The 15,715-nt window shown below is 61.9% G+C and carries 23 protein-coding genes and 1 other RNA gene; 12 read left to right on the plus strand and 12 right to left on the minus strand.

The features are described 5' to 3' along the window. Nucleotides 1–8 precede the first annotated feature (8 nt). The 3 genes from NLY33_RS07650 (at nucleotide 9) to NLY33_RS07660 (ending at nucleotide 1,122) form a co-directional block, all read left to right on the plus strand. The gene (locus NLY33_RS07650) at nucleotides 9–269 is read left to right on the plus strand and encodes a DUF2312 domain-containing protein (protein WP_023668722.1); all 261 of its coding nucleotides are present in this window, start codon (nucleotides 9–11) and stop codon (nucleotides 267–269) included. Between the two features lie 93 nt (nucleotides 270–362). Then, on the plus strand, nucleotides 363–803 hold the full coding sequence (locus NLY33_RS07655) for a hypothetical protein (protein WP_023694568.1): 441 nt from the start codon (nucleotides 363–365) through the stop codon (nucleotides 801–803). Between the two features lie 7 nt (nucleotides 804–810). Then, entirely contained in the window at nucleotides 811–1,122 is a 312-nt protein-coding gene (locus NLY33_RS07660; RefSeq protein ID WP_031196451.1) for a hypothetical protein, read from the plus strand. Between the two features lie 62 nt (nucleotides 1,123–1,184). On the opposite strand, the gene msrB is transcribed toward NLY33_RS07660, so the two are convergent. The 6 genes from msrB to NLY33_RS07690 form a co-directional block, all read right to left on the minus strand. Beyond that, nucleotides 1,185–1,589 (minus strand): peptide-methionine (R)-S-oxide reductase MsrB, encoded by a 405-nt coding sequence (gene msrB / locus NLY33_RS07665; protein ID WP_013529102.1) that lies wholly within the window; start codon nucleotides 1,587–1,589, stop codon nucleotides 1,185–1,187. 100 nt (nucleotides 1,590–1,689) lie between these two features. Continuing rightward, nucleotides 1,690–2,487: an MBL fold metallo-hydrolase gene (locus NLY33_RS07670; protein ID WP_023704917.1), complete on the minus strand. Its 798-nt coding sequence runs from the start codon at nucleotides 2,485–2,487 to the stop codon at nucleotides 1,690–1,692. A 16-nt stretch (nucleotides 2,488–2,503) separates the two neighbouring features. Beyond that, nucleotides 2,504–3,694, minus strand: coding sequence for a vWA domain-containing protein (locus NLY33_RS07675; RefSeq protein ID WP_023704916.1), 1,191 nt, complete (start codon nucleotides 3,692–3,694; stop codon nucleotides 2,504–2,506). 9 nt (nucleotides 3,695–3,703) lie between these two features. Continuing rightward, nucleotides 3,704–3,964 carry a type II toxin-antitoxin system HicB family antitoxin gene (locus NLY33_RS07680; RefSeq protein ID WP_050485875.1) on the minus strand — a complete coding sequence of 87 codons (261 nt, stop codon included), beginning with the start codon at nucleotides 3,962–3,964 and terminating at the stop codon, nucleotides 3,704–3,706. A gap of 35 nt (nucleotides 3,965–3,999) precedes the next feature. Further along, the gene (locus NLY33_RS07685) at nucleotides 4,000–4,446 is read right to left on the minus strand and encodes a GNAT family N-acetyltransferase (protein ID WP_023668728.1); all 447 of its coding nucleotides are present in this window, start codon (nucleotides 4,444–4,446) and stop codon (nucleotides 4,000–4,002) included. Nucleotides 4,447–4,503: 57 nt separating this feature from the next. Then, nucleotides 4,504–5,367 (minus strand): LysR family transcriptional regulator, encoded by an 864-nt coding sequence (locus NLY33_RS07690; protein WP_023704914.1) that lies wholly within the window; start codon nucleotides 5,365–5,367, stop codon nucleotides 4,504–4,506. Nucleotides 5,368–5,509: 142 nt separating this feature from the next. On the opposite strand from NLY33_RS07690, the gene NLY33_RS07695 reads away from it, so the two are divergent. Next, nucleotides 5,510–7,048 (plus strand): MFS transporter, encoded by a 1,539-nt coding sequence (locus NLY33_RS07695; RefSeq protein WP_023704913.1) that lies wholly within the window; start codon nucleotides 5,510–5,512, stop codon nucleotides 7,046–7,048. Nucleotides 7,049–7,090: 42 nt separating this feature from the next. Here the strand turns inward: NLY33_RS07695 and NLY33_RS07700 are convergent, their stop codons facing one another. Further along, nucleotides 7,091–7,930: an AAA family ATPase gene (locus NLY33_RS07700; protein WP_023704912.1), complete on the minus strand. Its 840-nt coding sequence runs from the start codon at nucleotides 7,928–7,930 to the stop codon at nucleotides 7,091–7,093. Nucleotides 7,931–8,079: 149 nt separating this feature from the next. Between NLY33_RS07700 and ssrS the strand changes: the two genes are divergently transcribed. The 5 genes from ssrS to NLY33_RS07725 all read left to right on the plus strand — a co-directional run bounded on the left by ssrS (nucleotide 8,080) and on the right by NLY33_RS07725 (nucleotide 11,235). Continuing rightward, a non-coding RNA gene (ssrS, locus tag NLY33_RS07705) (6S RNA) lies at nucleotides 8,080–8,235 on the plus strand. A gap of 92 nt (nucleotides 8,236–8,327) precedes the next feature. Further along, nucleotides 8,328–8,912, plus strand: a complete 585-nt coding sequence (locus tag NLY33_RS07710; protein WP_023704911.1) for a 5-formyltetrahydrofolate cyclo-ligase — start codon at nucleotides 8,328–8,330, stop codon at nucleotides 8,910–8,912. A gap of 82 nt (nucleotides 8,913–8,994) precedes the next feature. After that, entirely contained in the window at nucleotides 8,995–9,522 is a 528-nt protein-coding gene (locus NLY33_RS07715) for a DUF3592 domain-containing protein (protein ID WP_198020355.1), read from the plus strand. Between the two features lie 56 nt (nucleotides 9,523–9,578). Continuing rightward, nucleotides 9,579–10,403, plus strand: coding sequence for a TIGR00282 family metallophosphoesterase (locus NLY33_RS07720; protein ID WP_023704909.1), 825 nt, complete (start codon nucleotides 9,579–9,581; stop codon nucleotides 10,401–10,403). Between the two features lie 70 nt (nucleotides 10,404–10,473). Next, nucleotides 10,474–11,235 carry a TerC family protein gene (locus tag NLY33_RS07725; RefSeq protein ID WP_023704908.1) on the plus strand — a complete coding sequence of 254 codons (762 nt, stop codon included), beginning with the start codon at nucleotides 10,474–10,476 and terminating at the stop codon, nucleotides 11,233–11,235. A gap of 21 nt (nucleotides 11,236–11,256) precedes the next feature. Here the strand turns inward: NLY33_RS07725 and NLY33_RS07730 are convergent, their stop codons facing one another. From NLY33_RS07730 to NLY33_RS07740, 3 genes are read right to left on the minus strand one after another with little or no spacing between them, the layout of a single operon-like run. Further along, nucleotides 11,257–11,739: an SRPBCC family protein gene (locus tag NLY33_RS07730; RefSeq protein WP_023704907.1), complete on the minus strand. Its 483-nt coding sequence runs from the start codon at nucleotides 11,737–11,739 to the stop codon at nucleotides 11,257–11,259. A gap of 29 nt (nucleotides 11,740–11,768) precedes the next feature. Next, nucleotides 11,769–12,131, minus strand: coding sequence for a VOC family protein (locus NLY33_RS07735; RefSeq protein WP_023704906.1), 363 nt, complete (start codon nucleotides 12,129–12,131; stop codon nucleotides 11,769–11,771). 20 nt (nucleotides 12,132–12,151) lie between these two features. Next, nucleotides 12,152–12,634 (minus strand): SRPBCC domain-containing protein, encoded by a 483-nt coding sequence (locus tag NLY33_RS07740; protein WP_023704905.1) that lies wholly within the window; start codon nucleotides 12,632–12,634, stop codon nucleotides 12,152–12,154. Between the two features lie 51 nt (nucleotides 12,635–12,685). Between NLY33_RS07740 and NLY33_RS07745 the strand changes: the two genes are divergently transcribed. From NLY33_RS07745 to NLY33_RS07755, 3 genes are all read left to right on the plus strand, one after another. Further along, nucleotides 12,686–13,009 carry an ArsR/SmtB family transcription factor gene (locus NLY33_RS07745; RefSeq protein WP_023668739.1) on the plus strand — a complete coding sequence of 108 codons (324 nt, stop codon included), beginning with the start codon at nucleotides 12,686–12,688 and terminating at the stop codon, nucleotides 13,007–13,009. Nucleotides 13,010–13,188: 179 nt separating this feature from the next. Next, nucleotides 13,189–13,938, plus strand: a complete 750-nt coding sequence (locus NLY33_RS07750; RefSeq protein ID WP_023668740.1) for a YebC/PmpR family DNA-binding transcriptional regulator — start codon at nucleotides 13,189–13,191, stop codon at nucleotides 13,936–13,938. Between the two features lie 32 nt (nucleotides 13,939–13,970). Beyond that, a complete protein-coding gene (locus tag NLY33_RS07755; RefSeq protein WP_031196453.1) occupies nucleotides 13,971–14,276 on the plus strand; it encodes an Rdx family protein in 306 nt (101 codons plus the stop codon). A 33-nt stretch (nucleotides 14,277–14,309) separates the two neighbouring features. Here the strand turns inward: NLY33_RS07755 and NLY33_RS07760 are convergent, their stop codons facing one another. After that, complete coding sequence (locus NLY33_RS07760) at nucleotides 14,310–14,786, minus strand: anthrone oxygenase family protein (RefSeq protein ID WP_023704903.1); 477 nt, start codon at nucleotides 14,784–14,786, stop codon at nucleotides 14,310–14,312. Nucleotide 14,787: 1 nt separating this feature from the next. Continuing rightward, complete coding sequence (locus NLY33_RS07765; protein ID WP_023704902.1) at nucleotides 14,788–15,615, minus strand: NAD(P)H-binding protein; 828 nt, start codon at nucleotides 15,613–15,615, stop codon at nucleotides 14,788–14,790. Nucleotides 15,616–15,715 lie beyond the last annotated feature (100 nt).

Genomic DNA, 15,715 nt, shown 5'->3' on the forward strand with positions numbered 1-15,715 from the left:
GAAAAAACATGGCCGACGACATCACAGATACCAGCCAGACTGTTGCCGCCGGCCAGTTGCGCGCCTTCATCGAGCGCATCGAGCGGCTCGAGGAAGAAAAGAAGACCATCGCCGACGACATCAAGGAAGTGTTCGCCGAGGCCAAGGGCACCGGCTTCGACACCAAGGCGATGCGGTCGATCATCCGGCTGCGCAAGAAGGACCAGGCCGAGCGCCAGGAAGAGGAAACCATCCTCGATCTCTACAAGGCCGCGCTCGGCATGGTGTAAGGCTGTCTGGAAATTCTACTCCGGCTGATATCGCCAGAGCGAATTTCGAAACAGTCTCGGGCCAAGGAATGATGCTGGAACGGGCATCGAACCATGAGCGAATTCGACTTCGGCGCCCGCCGCGCCTCTGAATTCCGCCAACGCAGCTTCTGGGCGCTGTTCGCCGAACGGCATCCGGAGGAACGCGCTTCCATGGCGCGGCGCGGACCCTGGTTCTGGCAGCGCGGGCTGCCCGACTTCGCTCTGGTCCTGTCCATGTATGTCGCGCCGGCGCAAAGCCAAGTTGGCGTCTTTTTCGGCCGTAACGAGAAGTTCGGCGCGACCGGGGTCTGGTCGCGGCTGAAGCCGTTCCAACCGGCAATCGAAGACAGGCTGAAGCTCAGGCCGGAGCAGAGCTGCGAGGCCCTCGGCATCAATTCGATGTGGCGGGTGAACTGCTATGCCGAGGACAACTGGCCGGCCATGGCCGACTGGCTGGTGACGGAATGCTCGCGCTTCGAGCGCGCCGTCACCGACGTGCTGAGAGAGGGATAGCTATTAGGTGTTGGTGCAAAGCATCGGATCCTTCTTCGGCTCGCGCTGGCAAGGCGCGGTTCCGGTCGAGCGGTTGTTCTGGCGCGATCTAGTCCTTGTCGGCACGGCGATCAACATCACCTCGTCGGTGGCCGCGCTCATTCTGCTCGGCTTGAAGCTGCCGCTCGCCGTCGTCCTGGCGGTGCATTTCGCGCCCGTGCCCTACAACATCTTTCTGACCTTTGCCGTCTGGCGAACCACGGAAAAATCCAGTGGCGCCAAGGCTTCGTTGATGACGCTCGGGGCTACGCTTTGGCTGATCCTGGTGGTGGTTGTCTGAGAAGATTCACACGAAAAAGGGCGGCCGAAGCCGCCCTTTGAAGATGGTGGTCAAGCCGCGGCTTAAGCCGCCGGCTCGAATTTCAGCGCCACGCCGTTGATGCAATAGCGCAGGCCGGTCGGCGGCGGGCCGTCCTCGAAGACATGGCCGAGATGGCTGCCGCAGCGGGCGCAGTGGCATTCGGTGCGGACCATGCCGTAGCTGCGGTCGACGGTGTTTTCGACCGAACCGGGCACCGGATCATTGAAGCTCGGCCAGCCGGTGCCGCTCTCGAACTTGAGCTTGGATTCGAACAGCGGCTGGTCGCAGCCGACACAGGAAAAGGTGCCGGCGCGCTTTTCGTAGAGCAGCGCGCAGCTTCCGGGCCGTTCGGTGCCATGGCCGCGCATGACCGCATATTGCTCGGGCGTCAGGCGGGCGCGCCATTCGGCGTCGGTGCGCGTGACAGGGTAGGTGTGGGTGTCCATTTGATCTCCTCAGCCTTGGCGGCTTGTTGTTGGTTGCAAGCTATATTCGCTTAGAGATAGGCGTTTGTTACGTGTTTTGCTCGCATTTTCAGCCGAGCTCCTACCCAATCGCCTGAAGATAGCGGGCGATCGACGCATGAAATGCCGTTCTTGCGTCGCCGATGATGTTCTGCTGCCACCACGCGCCGTAGATGTCGTCGAATTCGAAAGGCTCAAGTGCCGCCGCGATGCGTCGCACGGCCGGCGCATTGAGCGGAATGTAGTTCGGATAGCTGTACATGAAGCTGACATGGCGACGCGTCGGCGTCACCTGCAATATGTCGCCGGACAGCAGGGCGTTACCGTCATCGCGTTTCCAATGCAGCACCTGGCCGCCGGCAAAATGGCCACCGCAACGCACGAGTGTCAGCGACGGGTTTATGGCCAGCGTCTCGCCCGCCCAGCTGACGATGGCGTTGTGCGGCCGCATAATCCACTGGCGGTCGTCGGCATGGAGATAGATCGGCACGCCGCCAAACGCCTCGCTCCACTCGACCATCACCGAATAATAGTGGCAGTGCGAAATGGCGATCGCGGCCAGGCCGCCGCGACGGTTGATTTCGGCTACCGCCTCGTCGCTCACCATCGAGATGCAATCCCACAGCACATTGCCGTGCGGCGTCTGCGCCAGCAGCGCCCGCTGGCCGATAGCAAAGCGCGGCTCGATGCCGAAAGCGAGAACGCCGGCATCGTCCTTCATCACAAGCCTATGCCCGGCAGAGAGTTCTTCCCCAGTGATCCAGGCCTGGCCTTCCCAGCGCACATATTGCCGCTCGTCCTCGCAGATCGGGCAATTTTCTGGAGGGGTCTGCGTTGCCGCGAACTGGACGCCGCATTGCGGGCAAAGAAAGCAGGTCATCGGTTTTCCTCTCATATCAATGCTTGCGTGAAAGCTGCTTGGTCGCGGCTTCCAGCCCGCCCATCGTCAGCGGGAACATGCGGCCGCCGAAGAGATCGCGGATCATCGCGATCGAATGGGTGAAGCCCCAGTTTTTCTGGTTTTCGGGGTTCAGCCAGACCGCATTCGGCCATTGCTGGATGAGGCGGCCAAGCCAGACGCTGCCGGCTTCCGGGTTCCAATGCTCGACCGAACCGCCGGGATGCGCGATCTCGTAAGGGCTCATCGAGGCATCGCCGACGACGATCACCTTGTAGTCGGGGCCGTATTTGTGAAGCAGATCGAAGGTCGGGATGGCCTCGGCATGCCTGCGCCGGTTGTCCTTCCAGACGCCCTCGTAAAGGCAGTTGTGGAAGTAAAAATATTCGAGCCGGCGGAATTCGGCGCGGGCGGCCGAAAACAGCTCCTCGACGCTTTTGATGTGGTCGTCCATCGAGCCGCCAACATCGAAGAACATCAAGAGCTTCACGGCGTTGCGCCGTTCGGGTCGCGTCTGCACATCGAGATAGCCGTGCTCGGCGGTGGCATGGATGGTGCCGGGCAGGTCGAACTCTTCCTCCGCACCCTCGCGCACCCAGCGGCGCAGGCGCTTCAGCGCCACCTTGATGTTGCGGGTGCCGAGCTCGACGGCGTCGTCGAAATTTTTGAACTCGCGCTTGTCCCAGACTTTCACCGCACGGCGATTGCGGCTTTCATGCTGGCCGATGCGCACGCCTTCGGGATTGTAGCCATAGGCGCCGAAAGGCGAGGTGCCGCCGGTACCAATCCATTTCGAGCCGCCCTGGTGGCGGCCTTTCTGCTCCTCCAGCCGCTGCTTCAGTGTCTCCATCAGCTTGTCGAAACCGCCGAGCGCCTCGATCAGTTTCTTCTCTTCCTCGGTCAGGTGCTTTTCGGCGAGCCGGCGCAGCCATTCCTCAGGGATGTTGGCGACATCGACGGCATCCGGTCCGGCGAGCGCCTCGATCCCATTGAAGACATGCGCAAACACCTGGTCGAAGCGGTCGATATGGCGTTCGTCCTTCACAAGCGCGGCGCGGGCGAGGTAATAAAAACCCTGGACGTCATAGTCGACCAGCCCGGCCTCCAGCCCTTCCAGCAGCGACAGATATTCCCTGAGCGAAACGGGAACCCGCGCGGCCTTTAGTTCGAGAAAGAAGGGGAGGAACATGGTTGGCCGTTATCTATGCCGAACGGTCACGGCGGAGTCGCCACGGGCACTGTCGATTTCGCCGGATTGCAGAAGATTTGCCACAGTACGTGGGTTGGGCATGGGCAAGTGCTTTGCGATGCGGGCTTCCGCCCATTCGCGCATAGCCGACGCGGCATCGGCTATCGCTTCAGCCGGGTTTGCGCCGGCCCCGTGGCAGCCGGCGAGATCGGGCATCCGCACTCCCCAAACGCCGTCACTGCCATCCAGGATTCCGACATAGCGGATCATTCGGCTCCTTCCGCGTTATTTCGATCGCGCTCGCATCATAGCAGATCATACTCGATAAACCCTGTCCGCCGCGCGACATGGTCGTAGAGCTTGCGCGCTGTGGCGTTGGTTTCGTGGGTCATCCAATAGACGTTCTTGACGCCGATCTTGCCGGCTTCCTGCTTGACCGCTTCAATGAGGGCCGCACCGATGCCCTTGCCGCGCACATCAGGGTCGGCGAACAGGTCCTGCAGGTAGCAGTTGTTTTTCTCCGACCAGCCGGAGCGGTGATAGAGATAATGGGTCAGGCCGACCGCCTTGCCGTCAAGCGTGGCGATAAACCCCTTCGGTTCGAATTCACCTTCCGTGAACAGTCGTTTCCAGGTGATGTCGTAGACCTCGTCCGGCAGCTTGGTCTCGTAGAAGGTGAGGTAGGCAGTCCACAGCCGCCGCCAGTCGGCATGGTCGGCCAGCGCCAGCGGGCGGACGGTGATCTCGGTCATTTCGGTTCCTCCAAAGCATGACCCGTTCCGGCGGAATCAGATCAGGTGCAGCTTCGCCTATACCACCGGCGAACTGTACTCGCGAAATGCGGTCGCCAGCATCTGCAGCGCGTCGCGCGCGCGCGGCGCCAGATTGTGCGAATGCAGCACCACTTCGGAAGGGTCAAGCGATGGAAGACCAAGTTTGCGGCCAACCTCGATCAGGCCGGGCGGAGCGACGCAGTGAGCCAGCGCCGAAACGGCAAAGCCCGCCGATATCGCAATGTTGACGGCCGCGCCGCCGCCGCCGACGAAGGCCTCCTCCCAGGCGATGCCTGCTTTGTCCAGCGCCTCGACCGCCCGCACGCGGTCCGGACAGTTGCACACGGTGCTTAAGAGCGCGAGGCGCAACGGCGTTCCGCGCTGCCACTCGAAGGAAGGTGCTGCGAACCAGCCATAGTGGTTGCGCGACAAGGTCCGGCCAGGACGGCTGTCGCCTTCGCGGTGCACGATGACTGCATCGAGCTCGCCGTGATCGAAAGCTTCCTTGAGCACCGTGCTGGTGTCGATCCTCAAACTGAGCGTCAGCGATGGATCGTGCGCATGGAGCTGGGCAATCAGAATGGACAGCGCCGGACCGGCGGCATGATCGACAAAGCCGAGCGCAAGCCGGCATGGTGCTGACGCAAACTCCGCCATGGCGCGCTCGTGCGCGGCAAGGAAGTCGCGCGCGGCGGGGAGGAAGACGGCGCCTCGTGCCGACAGGCTGACGCGGCGCGGCGTTCTTTCGATCAATCGCGCGCCGAGCTTCTCCTCGAGACGGCGCAGCTTGACGCTGATCGTCGCCTGCGTGCTGCCCAGCGCCAATGCCGCCTGGGTGAAGCTCTGCAGATCGGCCACCATCACGAAGGTTCGTACGGCGTCCACATCAAGACTGGTCATCGCAGCACTCCATTGGGCCAATCATTCCGTTTTGTCATTTCTGATATAGCCGAGCATAGTCTTTTTTCATGGTCAAGTCTCCTCTATGTCAAACTGGTCGCGGTTTGAAGAGCGCCTCCTGCTCGGATGGAAAGAGATCGATATGCCAATTCAACGAAACACCATCGCGCTCACCGGCGTGTGCTTGGCGTCGCTCTTGTTCGGGCTCGAAATCTCCAGCGTGCCGGTGATCCTGCCGAAACTGGAAAGCGTGCTCGCCGCCAATTTTAGGGATTTGCAGTGGATCATGAATGCCTACACCATCGCCTGCACGACGGTGCTTATGGCGACGGGGACATTGGCCGACCGTTTCGGCCGCAAGAGCGTGATGGTGATCACCACCGTCGCCTTCGGCCTCGCCTCGCTGCTGTGCGGCCTAGCGCCGAGTGCGGCGCTGCTGATCGCCGCCCGCTTCCTGCAAGGTCTCGCCGGCGGCGCGATGCTGACCTGCAGCGTCGCCGTGCTGTCGCATCAGTTCCAGGACGGCCGCGAACGCGGCAAGGCTTTCGTCGCCTGGAGCGTCGTCTCAGGCATCGGGCTCGGTTTCGGGCCCGCCATCGGTGGCTTGATCGTGGCGCTGTCGAACTGGCAATGGGTGTTCCTCATCCACGTGCCGCTGGCGATCCTGGCGCTCGCCTTTATCGGCGCCGGCGTCACGCAATCGCGCGATCACAATGCCCAGAAACTCGACTGGGCCGGCATGCTGACGCTGTCGGCTTCTGTCTTCGGCTTCTCCTATCTGATCACGCAGGGTGCGGATCTCGGGACCAGCGCCCGCATCGGCGTGATATCAGCCTCCGTGGCTGCGTTCATCGCTTTCCTTGTCGCCGAGAGGGTCAATCCCTATCCGATGTTCGATTTCTCCGTGTTCCGCATCCGCCAGTTTTCCGGCGCGATCATGGGCGCCATCGGCATGAATTTCAGCTACTGGCCATTCATCATCTATCTGCCGATCTATTATTCGGGCGTGCTTGGCTATGACAGCACGACGACCGGCCTGCTGCTGCTCGTCTACACGCTGCCCTTCATGGTGATGCCGCCGATCGCCGAGCGGCTGCGCGCGCGCTATCAAGCGCGGACTGCCATCCCGCTCGGCCTTTTGACATTGGGGATCGGGTTCATCGCCATGTGGATCGGCTCCGGGCTCGAGGGCGCCACCTGGCTGACCATGCTGCCCGGCACGCTGATTGCCGGCATCGGCATCGGTCTCACCAATTCGCCGACCACCAACACCACGACCGGCGCGGTGTCGCCGGATCGCGCCGGCATGGCGTCCGGCATCGATATCAGCGCACGCCTGATCACGCTCGCCATCAACATTGCGGTGCTCGGCCTGTTGCTGACGCAGGGGATCGTTTCCCACCTGCGGACCACACTCGGCGCGGCTTTGGAGCCGAACGAGTTGCGGGCGCTGGCGGAAAGGATCGCCACCGGCAATCTGGAGGGCCTTGCGCAGAGGACACCGAAGCTCGCAACCCTCGACCCATCCGGCGCCATCGTGCATGCCGCCCTGGTCAATGGCTTCGGCTGGGTCATGCTCTATTGCGGGATCGGCGTTCTTGCCCTGTCGGTCATCGGTTTCGTCATCTTCGGACCGAAACGCGTCGCGCCGCAGGAGAGAGGGTTTGCTCCCGCCGAGTAAGCTGCGGAAGCGTGCTCATAGCTGTTAGCTAACCGCCGATCCTCACCCCTGCCTTCGCGCCATGAACGCCAGGCGCTCGAACAGATGCACATCCTGCTCGTTCTTCAACAGCGCGCCATGCAGCTTGGGCAGCGCGTTCTTCGGATCGGCGCGCAAATCCTCGGGTGCGATGTCGTCGGCGACCAGCAGGCGGATCCAGTCGAGCGCCTCGGAGGTCGACGGCTTCTTCTTCAGCCCCGGCACATCGCGGATCTCGTAGAACTGGGTGAGGGCTGCCCGTACCAAATTCTGCTTTATGCCGGGATAGTGCACGTCGACGATTTTGTGCAGCGTCTCGACATCGGGAAAGCGGATGTAGTGGAAGAAGCAGCGGCGCAGGAAGGCGTCGGGCAGTTCCTTCTCATTGTTGGAGGTTATGATGACGATGGGGCGCACAGCGGCGCGGATCGTCTCGCCGGTTTCGTAGACGAAGAACTCCATTCGATCGAGTTCCTGCAGCAGGTCGTTGGGGAATTCAATATCGGCCTTGTCGATCTCGTCGATCAACAGCACGACCTTCTTGCCAGCCGCGAAGGCGTCCCAGAGCTTGCCGCGCTTGATGTAGTTTTTGATGTCGTTGAACCTGGCATCGCCGAGCTGGCTGTCGCGCAGCCGCGAGACAGCATCATATTCATACAGTCCCTGCTGCGCACGGGTGGTCGACTTGACGTGCCATTCGATCAGGTCGAGGCCGAGCGCCGATGCCACCTGGCGGGCAAGCTCGGTCTTGCCGGTGCCCGGCTCGCCCTTGACCAGCAATGGCCGCTCCAGCGCGATCGCGGCGTTCACCGCCACCATCAGATCCTTGTCGGCGACATAGGCCGCCGTGCCTTCGAAACGCATACTTGCTCCTCGGTTGGTGAGCGCGACCGTAAGGACGCTGCTTGACCTGTGCAAGGGCGAGCCGGCTGCGACGCAAGCGTGTGAGATCGAAATGGAAACATCGGCTCATGTCACTAGCGCTTGACCGACCAGCCGCCTATATTGGGCTTGGCGGTCTGCGCTTCCCGGCAGGAGAACATTTTCCCCGGGGCCTTAACGATCCTTAGGGAGCTGTCCCTGGGAAGACCCGTGGGTTTTCTCATACGGCGCCCACCTACTTTGTAGGTTCCCGGGATCGCTCTCTCCACCGGTTGTGTGGATCGTCACTTACCTGTATCCGCCCAGTTTGGCGGATGATGTGGTAGAAAACGTCGCTCATGAAACGTCACCCAGATCCGACCTTTTCTATCGTCCGCGCATGACATCTCCCAAAGCCCTGAAAAAGCAGCTGCGCCTCGAGGCACTCGGCCGCCGCGATGCGCTCGATCCGCTGTGGCGGGTGGAGATCGCGCTTGAGATGGCCGAGACGGCGCGCGACCACCTCGCCATCGAGCCGGGTCAGATCGTTTCAGCTTTCTGGCCGATGCGATCGGAAGTCGACATCAGGCCGCTGATGTTCGCCTTGCGCGAGAAGGGGGCCAGGCTTTGCCTGCCGGCCATCCTCGACAAGACCACCATCGTCTTTCGCGAACTGGTGCGCGGCGCGCCGATGGTCGAGATGGGTTTTGGCACGGTCGGTCCGCATGCGGAGGCCGAGGTTCTCGATCCCGCGGTGATGCTGGTGCCGCTCGCGGCCTTCGACAGCCGCGGTCATCGCATCGGGTATGGCGCCGGCTATTACGACCGCGCCATCGCCAAGCTGATCGACAAGGGCCAGCCGCCACGACTGATCGGCATCGCCTTCGATTGCCAGGAGGTGGGTCTGGTGCCGGATGAGGCGCACGACGTCATCATCCCGGAAATACTGACCGAGAGCGGTTTGCGCCGCTTCGATATCGCTTAAAAGACCGCGATCCCGCTTAACGCGTTTCCAAGACGTGCCGGATAGTATTCCGGCAACACAGTCCGAGCCGATGGCGGCCATCATGTTTGTCTTCGCACGCTTCCTGCTGATGCCGTTCGTCCTCATAGCGGTGACGCTGTTCGCGATGGCATTGCACATTTCCGGAACGGCCCTGCACCACCAGTTCGCCTGGCATCAGACGGTTGCCACAGTGACGGATGTCAGTTCCTACAGCGAAGCCCAGGGTAATGGCCTCACCACGAAAGGCATCAACGTCGCTGTCACCTATGTCGCGAACGATGCACCGATGACGTGGTCCGGCAAGGGAAAGGACATCGGCCTCTACACGGCGTCGAAAGGCGACGCGGTGGAGTTGTATTACAACCCTGCCAATCCATCGATCCTCGATACCGCGGCGATGAAGGGCTGGCGCGGCGGGCTGTTGCTCCTGGCCGCTACTGGTGGGTTCACTGTTTTCTACGTGTGGTTCTTCTGGCTGCGCGGACGCACCGCACCGCCGGCGTCACCGATGATACCTTCGGCAGTTCGCGTCGCGGGCGCGAGCGCAAAGCCGTCTCAACAGCAGCGTGGTACTTTCGGCCGGCGTTAGCGCCAATCGCCCGGGTAGCGCTTGCCTAGCGTCCGTGCCTCTGGATAGAAGTGGGCATGAGACTTCTCTTCCTCGGCGACATGGTGGGCAAATCGGGACGTACGGCGGTGCGGGAACAACTGCCCAGCCTGATCTCGGATTTCAAACTCGACTTCGTCATCGTCAATGGCGAGAACGCCGCCGGCGGCTTCGGCATCACCGAAGACATTTTTCGCGACACCATCGCCGCCGGTGCCGATGTCGTCACCACCGGCAACCATGTCTGGGACCAGCGCGACGCACTGATCTTCGCGCCGCGCGAGGAGCGCTTTTTGCGCCCGTCCAACTTCCCCAAGGGAACGCCGGGGCGCGGCTCCGGCGTCTATATCGCCAAAAACGGTGCGCGCGTGCTGGTCGCCAACATCATGGGCCGGGTGTTCATGCATCCCGAGCTCGACGATCCGTTCCAGGCTGGCGAGCGCGAGCTGGCCGCCTGTCCGCTGGGCGAGCAGGCCGATGCCGTGGTCATCGACTTCCATGCCGAAGCGACCTCGGAGAAAATGTGCTTCGCGCATTTCGTCGACGGCCGCGCCAGCCTCGTCATCGGCACCCATACGCACCAGCCGACGGCCGACCACCAGATCCTCAATGGCGGCACCGGCTACATGTCCGATGCCGGCATGTGCGGAGACTATGATTCCTCGCTCGGCATGGACAAGGAAGAGCCGCTCAACCGCTTCCTGTCGAAAGTTCCGAAAGGCCGCTTCGAGGCGGCCACCGGACCGGCGACATTGTGCGGCGTCGGCGTCGACATTTCCGACCGGACGGGCCTGGCCGAAAAGATCGCGCCGTTTCGCCGCGGGCCTCGGCTTGAAGAAACCGCGCCATCCTTCTGGTCGTGACATTGATATGGTGGAATATAGTACCTAACTGGCGACGAAACTGCTCTAGATCGTAGAGGGGACGACCTCCATGCAGCTCGTTGAATTCCTGGCGCCGCATTTTCAATTTGTTTCCGATCCAACCGCGTGGGTCGCGTTGCTGACGCTGATCGTGCTCGAGGTCGTGCTCGGCATCGATAATCTGATCTTCATCTCGATCCTGACCAACAAATTGCCGGAAGCGCAGCGCGCCCGCGCCCGGCGTCTCGGCATCTCGGCGGCGCTGATCATGCGGCTGGTGCTGCTCGCAACCATCTCCATCATCGTGCAGCTGACGACGCCGGTGTTCACAGCGTTCGGCCATGGCTTTTCCTGGCGCGACCTGATCCTGATCGCCGGCGGCCTGTTCCTGGTCTGGAAGGCGACCAAGGAAATCCACCACACCGTCGATCCCGACGACCACAAGGATACGATGATGGGCGAGACGCTGCAGATCTCGCTTGCCGGCGCCATCTTCCAGATCCTGCTGCTCGATCTCGTCTTTTCGATCGATTCGATCATCACCGCCGTCGGCATGACCGACGAGATTGCCATCATGTACATCGCCGTGATCGTGGCGGTGAGCGTGATGATGCTGGCGGCCGGGCCGCTGGCCAATTTCATCGCCAAGAACCCGAGCATCGTCATGCTGGCGCTGGGCTTCCTGCTGATGATCGGCATGACGCTGATCGCCGACGGCATGGGCTATCATGTGCCGAAGGGCTACATCTACGCCGCGATGGGCTTTTCCGCCCTGGTCGAGGGCCTCAACATGCTGGCGCGGCGAAGGAAGAAATCCAGCGGTGGGCATTGAGGCTGGGCGATCGGGGCGATCCTAGCGCCCCGGCACGCCCTTCGGATAACGGTCGCCGATCAGGCCAAGCGACAGGCCCTGTTCCAGCCATGCCTTTGCGCCGGCAAGAACCAGTGCGAAGCCGTCGGTCGAGCCGACCGCCTGCTTGACCTGCTCGTCGGCGGTGCCGGCGAAGCCGAAATTGCTGACCTCAAGAAAGGTCGCACCGTCAGGCGTTTCGGCGCCGGGCATCTCCGTGAATGTCCAGACCACAGTGGTCGGCGGATCGCTCCATTGCATGACGATCTTCTTGTTCTCGACGATCTCGCTGACATTGACCATCGCCGAGGCCCCGTACATGCGCCACTCCCAGTGAACCTCTTTGCGGCTATCCAGCCGGCCGCTACTGTGGGTAAACCAGAATTTCGTGGTGATGGCCGGGTCGACGATCGCCTCGAAGACCTCGGCGACCGGCCGCCTGATCAGCATGCCGGCTTCGGCAGTCGGCGTTTTGTGAATTTCCATCGATGCTCCTTTCCTTGTCCGGTTTGCGCTCACCAGGCGTCAGGCTCGCGCACCATGTCAACGATGCTGGCCGGGTTGGCGATCCAGAAGCCGCGAAAGCCTTCGCCCAGGGGCTCGACCGCGTCGCAACGGACGACGCCGGCCTTGGCGAGATGATCCGCAATGGCTGCAGAATTGTCGGTGAAAAGCTCAAGCCAGACTTCGGCCTGGCTCAGCATCGGCGCCTCGTCGATCCACAGACGGTTTGGGCCAAGCTCGAAGCCGATGGCCGGCGTCTTGGCGGTGAATGGATTCAAGCCGACGACGTCGCGATAGAAGGCGATCGTCGCCTCGTACTGATGTGACGGGACTTTCATGGCGATGTTGATTCCACCTGTCATTTTCGCGGTCATTGCGGGCTCCGTTGCGCGGTTCATCTGTTTGTCTCGTTGGCCGGCTCGCCCCTCATCTCGCCGCGGTAGTAGCCGTCGCGCAGGTTGATGCCGTATTCGACATAGGCCTTCATGCAAGCCAGCATCTGCGACCAGCCCTCGCAATTGAGGTAGGATTTCTGCAGGCCGACCACGCCTTCCGGCCAGCCGGATTCAGCAATGGTCACAAGGGTGCCGCCATCGTCCAGCGGCTCGAAGTTCATCTCGATGCGTGTCTTGTAGGCCGGCCTGTCCTCGGCATCTGTGGCATCCCAGCGCAACACGATGCGGCTGTCCTTGACCACTTCATCGACCTCGACCGGCACTTTTCCCCACCAGACGACACCGATGCCGGCTTCCAGCGGGCCGCTGGCGCCGCCGATGGTGGTGAAATAGCCGCTGAGCTTCTCCGGATTGACGACTGCGTCGAAGACTTCTGCGACCGGTTTGCCGATGCGTCCGGAAACTCTGAATCCAAGAGACATATCCACAGCTCCTTCCTTGATTGGCTCGACGATATGTTATAGAAACATAACATGTCAAGCCAAACCGCGGACGATCACGTTTTCAAGGCGTTGGCGCATCCGCGCCGTCGCGAATTGCTGGATCGGCTGAAGGATGCGCCGCAGACGACCGGCATGTTGTGCGAGGCGTTTCCCGACATCGATCGCTGCACCGTCATGCTGCATCTCAAGGTGCTGGAAGAAGCCGAACTGGTGGTGGCAAAGCGCCAAGGGCGAGAGCGCTGGAACCATCTCAACGCCCTGCCGATCAAGCACATCCACGACCGCTGGATCAGCCAGTATGCCGGCCATGCGCTCAGCATTATCGACCGGCTGAAATCCGATCTGGAGGGCTGAACCGGCGCGGCTGGACGAATTGAGCCGATTTATCTATAAGCCGGCCATTCCGACAGAGAACGCCGTGCATCCATCGCGTTGCACCTTAGACGGCTCTGAAATTTGAATTCGAGTACCCGGGAAGACGAGGTGAGACCACCTCGCTTCGGGATGCTCTAGCCGAAGACGACAGGGGTGCCATGGCTGGCCATTCACAGTTCAAGAACATCATGCACCGCAAGGGCCGCCAGGATGCGGTGCGGTCGAAAATGTTTTCCAAGCTGGCGCGCGAAATCACCGTCGCCGCCAAGAGCGGGACGCCCGACCCATCGATGAACCCGCGTTTGCGCCTGGCCATCCAGAACGCCAAGGCGGTGTCGATGCCGAAGGACAACATCCAGCGCGCCATCAACAAGGCGTCGATGGGCGATGCCGAGAATTACGAAGCGGTGCGCTATGAAGGCTATGGGCCAGGCGGCGTGGCGCTGATCGTCGAGGCGCTGACTGACAACCGCAACCGCTCGGCCTCCAACGTGCGCGCCGCCTTCACCAAAGCCGGCGGTGCGCTTGGTGAAACCGGCTCGGTGTCGTTCATGTGGAACCGCGCCGGCGAGATTTACTATCCGGCCTCCGCCGGCAGCGCCGACAAGGTGATGGACGCGGCGATCGAGGCCGGCGCCGATGACGTCGAGTCCGACGAGGAAGGCCACACCATCTACTGCGCGTTCGAGAGTATGGGCGAAGTGTCTAAGGCGCTGGAAGCCTCGCTTGGCGAGGCCGAATCGGTGAAGCCGATCTGGCAGCCGCAGAACAATGTCCCGGTCGACGAAGAGCGGGCGCAATCGCTGATGAAACTGGTGGCAACGCTCGAGGACGATGACGACGTGCAGAGCGTCTACGCCAATTTCGAGGTTGACGACGAGACCATGGCCAAGCTCAGCGCGGCATGATCGACCAGGACATTGGCGGAACTCAATCCGACATGAGCGAGCTGCACATCATCCGCATCACCTATTGCACGCAGTGCCAGTGGCTGCTGCGGGCCGGCTGGATGGCGCAGGAGCTGCTCTCCACCTTCGGCACGGATCTCGGTGAAGTGACGCTGGTGCCGGGCACAGGCGGCATCTTCACCGTTTCCTGCAACGATGTGCTGATCTGGGACCGCAAGCGCGACGGCGGCTTTCCCGATGCCGCCAGGCTCAAGCAGCTGGTGCGCGACGTCATCGATCCGGACCGGGATCTAGGCCATTCCGACCACAAGGGTCACACGCAAAACGACCCCGCTTGAGGCGAGGTCTTCTGCATTTCGGAGTGCCATTCTTCAGAGTAATGCGAAGATGAAGCTGGCCATCGACACGATGGCGGTGATGGTGCGGACGTGGTTCCACATCACCCATTGATTCAGATGGTTCGCCCACACGGCTGCGCCATCGGCGCCGGCCGGGTCGACGGCGGCGAGCGCATCGTTGAGCGGCACATTGAAGACCATGGTCACGATCGGGTTGCCGATCAAATAGATCACGGCGCCGGCAAGCAGCCAGTATGAGCCGGACTGGCTCCACCCCATGAGAACGGCGGCGATAAGCACCAGACAGAGCAGGCCGGTGCCGAACAGCGCCGTCATGAAGGTGGGCGTGATCACCGTGATGTTGATCGAATTCATCGCTGCGATGCCTTGGGGGACCGGCAGCCGGGCAAGCGCCGCCATGATAAAGTTGGAAAAGGCGAAGAACACGCCGCCGACGACGCCCGAGCCGATTGCAGCGATGATGGTGAGGGTGGGAAAAAGCTTGATCATCTCAGTTGCTCCAGATGCCGGTTGCAGCGGTTTCATTTGCGTAGGCGGAAAAGTCTTTCGGCGCGCGGCCGAGCACACGCTGGACGCCGTCGGTCAGCGTCTCGTTGCGGCCGTCAAGCACTTCGGTGAACAGCTCGTTGAGAAGCCAGGCGATTTCGGGCGGCAGTTCGTATGCCGCCGTCGCGGCGGTGAATTCGTCATGCGAGCTCTTGATATAGCGGATGTCGCGGCCGGTCGCCTTGGCGATCTCGGCAACCGCGTCGGCGAAGCTTAGCAGCCGCGGCCCGGTCAGCTCATAGAGCTGGCCGACATGACCCGGTTCGGTCAGCGCAACGAAGGCAGCATCGGCGATGTCGTCGACATCGACGAAGGGCTCGCCAACAGGGCCGACAGGCAAAGCCACTTCGCCTTGCCGCAAGGACTCGACGAGAAAACCTTCGCTGAAATTCTGCGAAAACCAAGCGCAACGCAGGATCGTCCAGTCAGCGCCCGAGGCTTTGACCATCTCTTCGGCGCGCTGGGCTTCGGTCTCGCCGCGGCCGGAGAGCAGCACTATGCGGGTGACGCCATTTGCCACCGCAAGCCTGGCGAAGGCGCCGACGGTCTCGGCGGCGCCCGGCACGGCGATGTCGGGATAGTAACTGATGTACACGGCGCCCAAGCCCTGCATGGCAGGCTCCCAGGTCGCCGGAACCTCCCAGTCGAAGCGGGGGCTGCCGGAACGCGAGCCGATGCGCACGGGAATGCCCTGTGAGGTCAGCCGCTCGGCGAGGCGACGGCCGGTCTTGCCAGTGCCACCGAGGATCAGGACTGGTTTGGTGTCGGTCATTGTGGGTTTCCTTTGTTTACAAACATGAGTAATCCTCACATTTGCAAAACGTGATAAACCCTCGTATTTTGGGAGTCAAGCCGTTTGTTGGCAGATTTTG

The organism is Mesorhizobium sp. C432A, from assembly GCF_030323145.1.
Lineage (GTDB): Bacteria > Pseudomonadota > Alphaproteobacteria > Rhizobiales > Rhizobiaceae > Mesorhizobium.

Excerpts from the sequence above, each read along its gene's own strand:
- NLY33_RS07650 (WP_023668722.1), top strand. The coding sequence starts at position 9 with ATGGCCGACGACATCACAGATACCAGCCAGACTGTTGCCGCCGGCCAG.
- NLY33_RS07655 (WP_023694568.1), top strand. The coding sequence starts at position 363 with ATGAGCGAATTCGACTTCGGCGCCCGCCGCGCCTCTGAATTCCGCCAA.
- msrB (WP_013529102.1), bottom strand. The coding sequence starts at position 1,589 with ATGGACACCCACACCTACCCTGTCACGCGCACCGACGCCGAATGGCGC.
- NLY33_RS07670 (WP_023704917.1), bottom strand. The coding sequence starts at position 2,487 with ATGACCTGCTTTCTTTGCCCGCAATGCGGCGTCCAGTTCGCGGCAACG.
- NLY33_RS07675 (WP_023704916.1), bottom strand. The coding sequence starts at position 3,694 with ATGTTCCTCCCCTTCTTTCTCGAACTAAAGGCCGCGCGGGTTCCCGTT.
- NLY33_RS07680 (WP_050485875.1), bottom strand. The coding sequence starts at position 3,964 with ATGATCCGCTATGTCGGAATCCTGGATGGCAGTGACGGCGTTTGGGGA.
- NLY33_RS07685 (WP_023668728.1), bottom strand. The coding sequence starts at position 4,446 with ATGACCGAGATCACCGTCCGCCCGCTGGCGCTGGCCGACCATGCCGAC.
- NLY33_RS07690 (WP_023704914.1), bottom strand. The coding sequence starts at position 5,367 with ATGACCAGTCTTGATGTGGACGCCGTACGAACCTTCGTGATGGTGGCC.
- NLY33_RS07695 (WP_023704913.1), top strand. The coding sequence starts at position 5,510 with ATGCCAATTCAACGAAACACCATCGCGCTCACCGGCGTGTGCTTGGCG.
- NLY33_RS07700 (WP_023704912.1), bottom strand. The coding sequence starts at position 7,930 with ATGCGTTTCGAAGGCACGGCGGCCTATGTCGCCGACAAGGATCTGATG.
- NLY33_RS07710 (WP_023704911.1), top strand. The coding sequence starts at position 8,328 with ATGACATCTCCCAAAGCCCTGAAAAAGCAGCTGCGCCTCGAGGCACTC.
- NLY33_RS07715 (WP_198020355.1), top strand. The coding sequence starts at position 8,995 with ATGTTTGTCTTCGCACGCTTCCTGCTGATGCCGTTCGTCCTCATAGCG.
- NLY33_RS07720 (WP_023704909.1), top strand. The coding sequence starts at position 9,579 with ATGAGACTTCTCTTCCTCGGCGACATGGTGGGCAAATCGGGACGTACG.
- NLY33_RS07725 (WP_023704908.1), top strand. The coding sequence starts at position 10,474 with ATGCAGCTCGTTGAATTCCTGGCGCCGCATTTTCAATTTGTTTCCGAT.
- NLY33_RS07730 (WP_023704907.1), bottom strand. The coding sequence starts at position 11,739 with ATGGAAATTCACAAAACGCCGACTGCCGAAGCCGGCATGCTGATCAGG.
- NLY33_RS07735 (WP_023704906.1), bottom strand. The coding sequence starts at position 12,131 with ATGACCGCGAAAATGACAGGTGGAATCAACATCGCCATGAAAGTCCCG.
- NLY33_RS07740 (WP_023704905.1), bottom strand. The coding sequence starts at position 12,634 with ATGTCTCTTGGATTCAGAGTTTCCGGACGCATCGGCAAACCGGTCGCA.
- NLY33_RS07745 (WP_023668739.1), top strand. The coding sequence starts at position 12,686 with ATGTCAAGCCAAACCGCGGACGATCACGTTTTCAAGGCGTTGGCGCAT.
- NLY33_RS07750 (WP_023668740.1), top strand. The coding sequence starts at position 13,189 with ATGGCTGGCCATTCACAGTTCAAGAACATCATGCACCGCAAGGGCCGC.
- NLY33_RS07755 (WP_031196453.1), top strand. The coding sequence starts at position 13,971 with ATGAGCGAGCTGCACATCATCCGCATCACCTATTGCACGCAGTGCCAG.
- NLY33_RS07760 (WP_023704903.1), bottom strand. The coding sequence starts at position 14,786 with ATGATCAAGCTTTTTCCCACCCTCACCATCATCGCTGCAATCGGCTCG.
- NLY33_RS07765 (WP_023704902.1), bottom strand. The coding sequence starts at position 15,615 with ATGACCGACACCAAACCAGTCCTGATCCTCGGTGGCACTGGCAAGACC.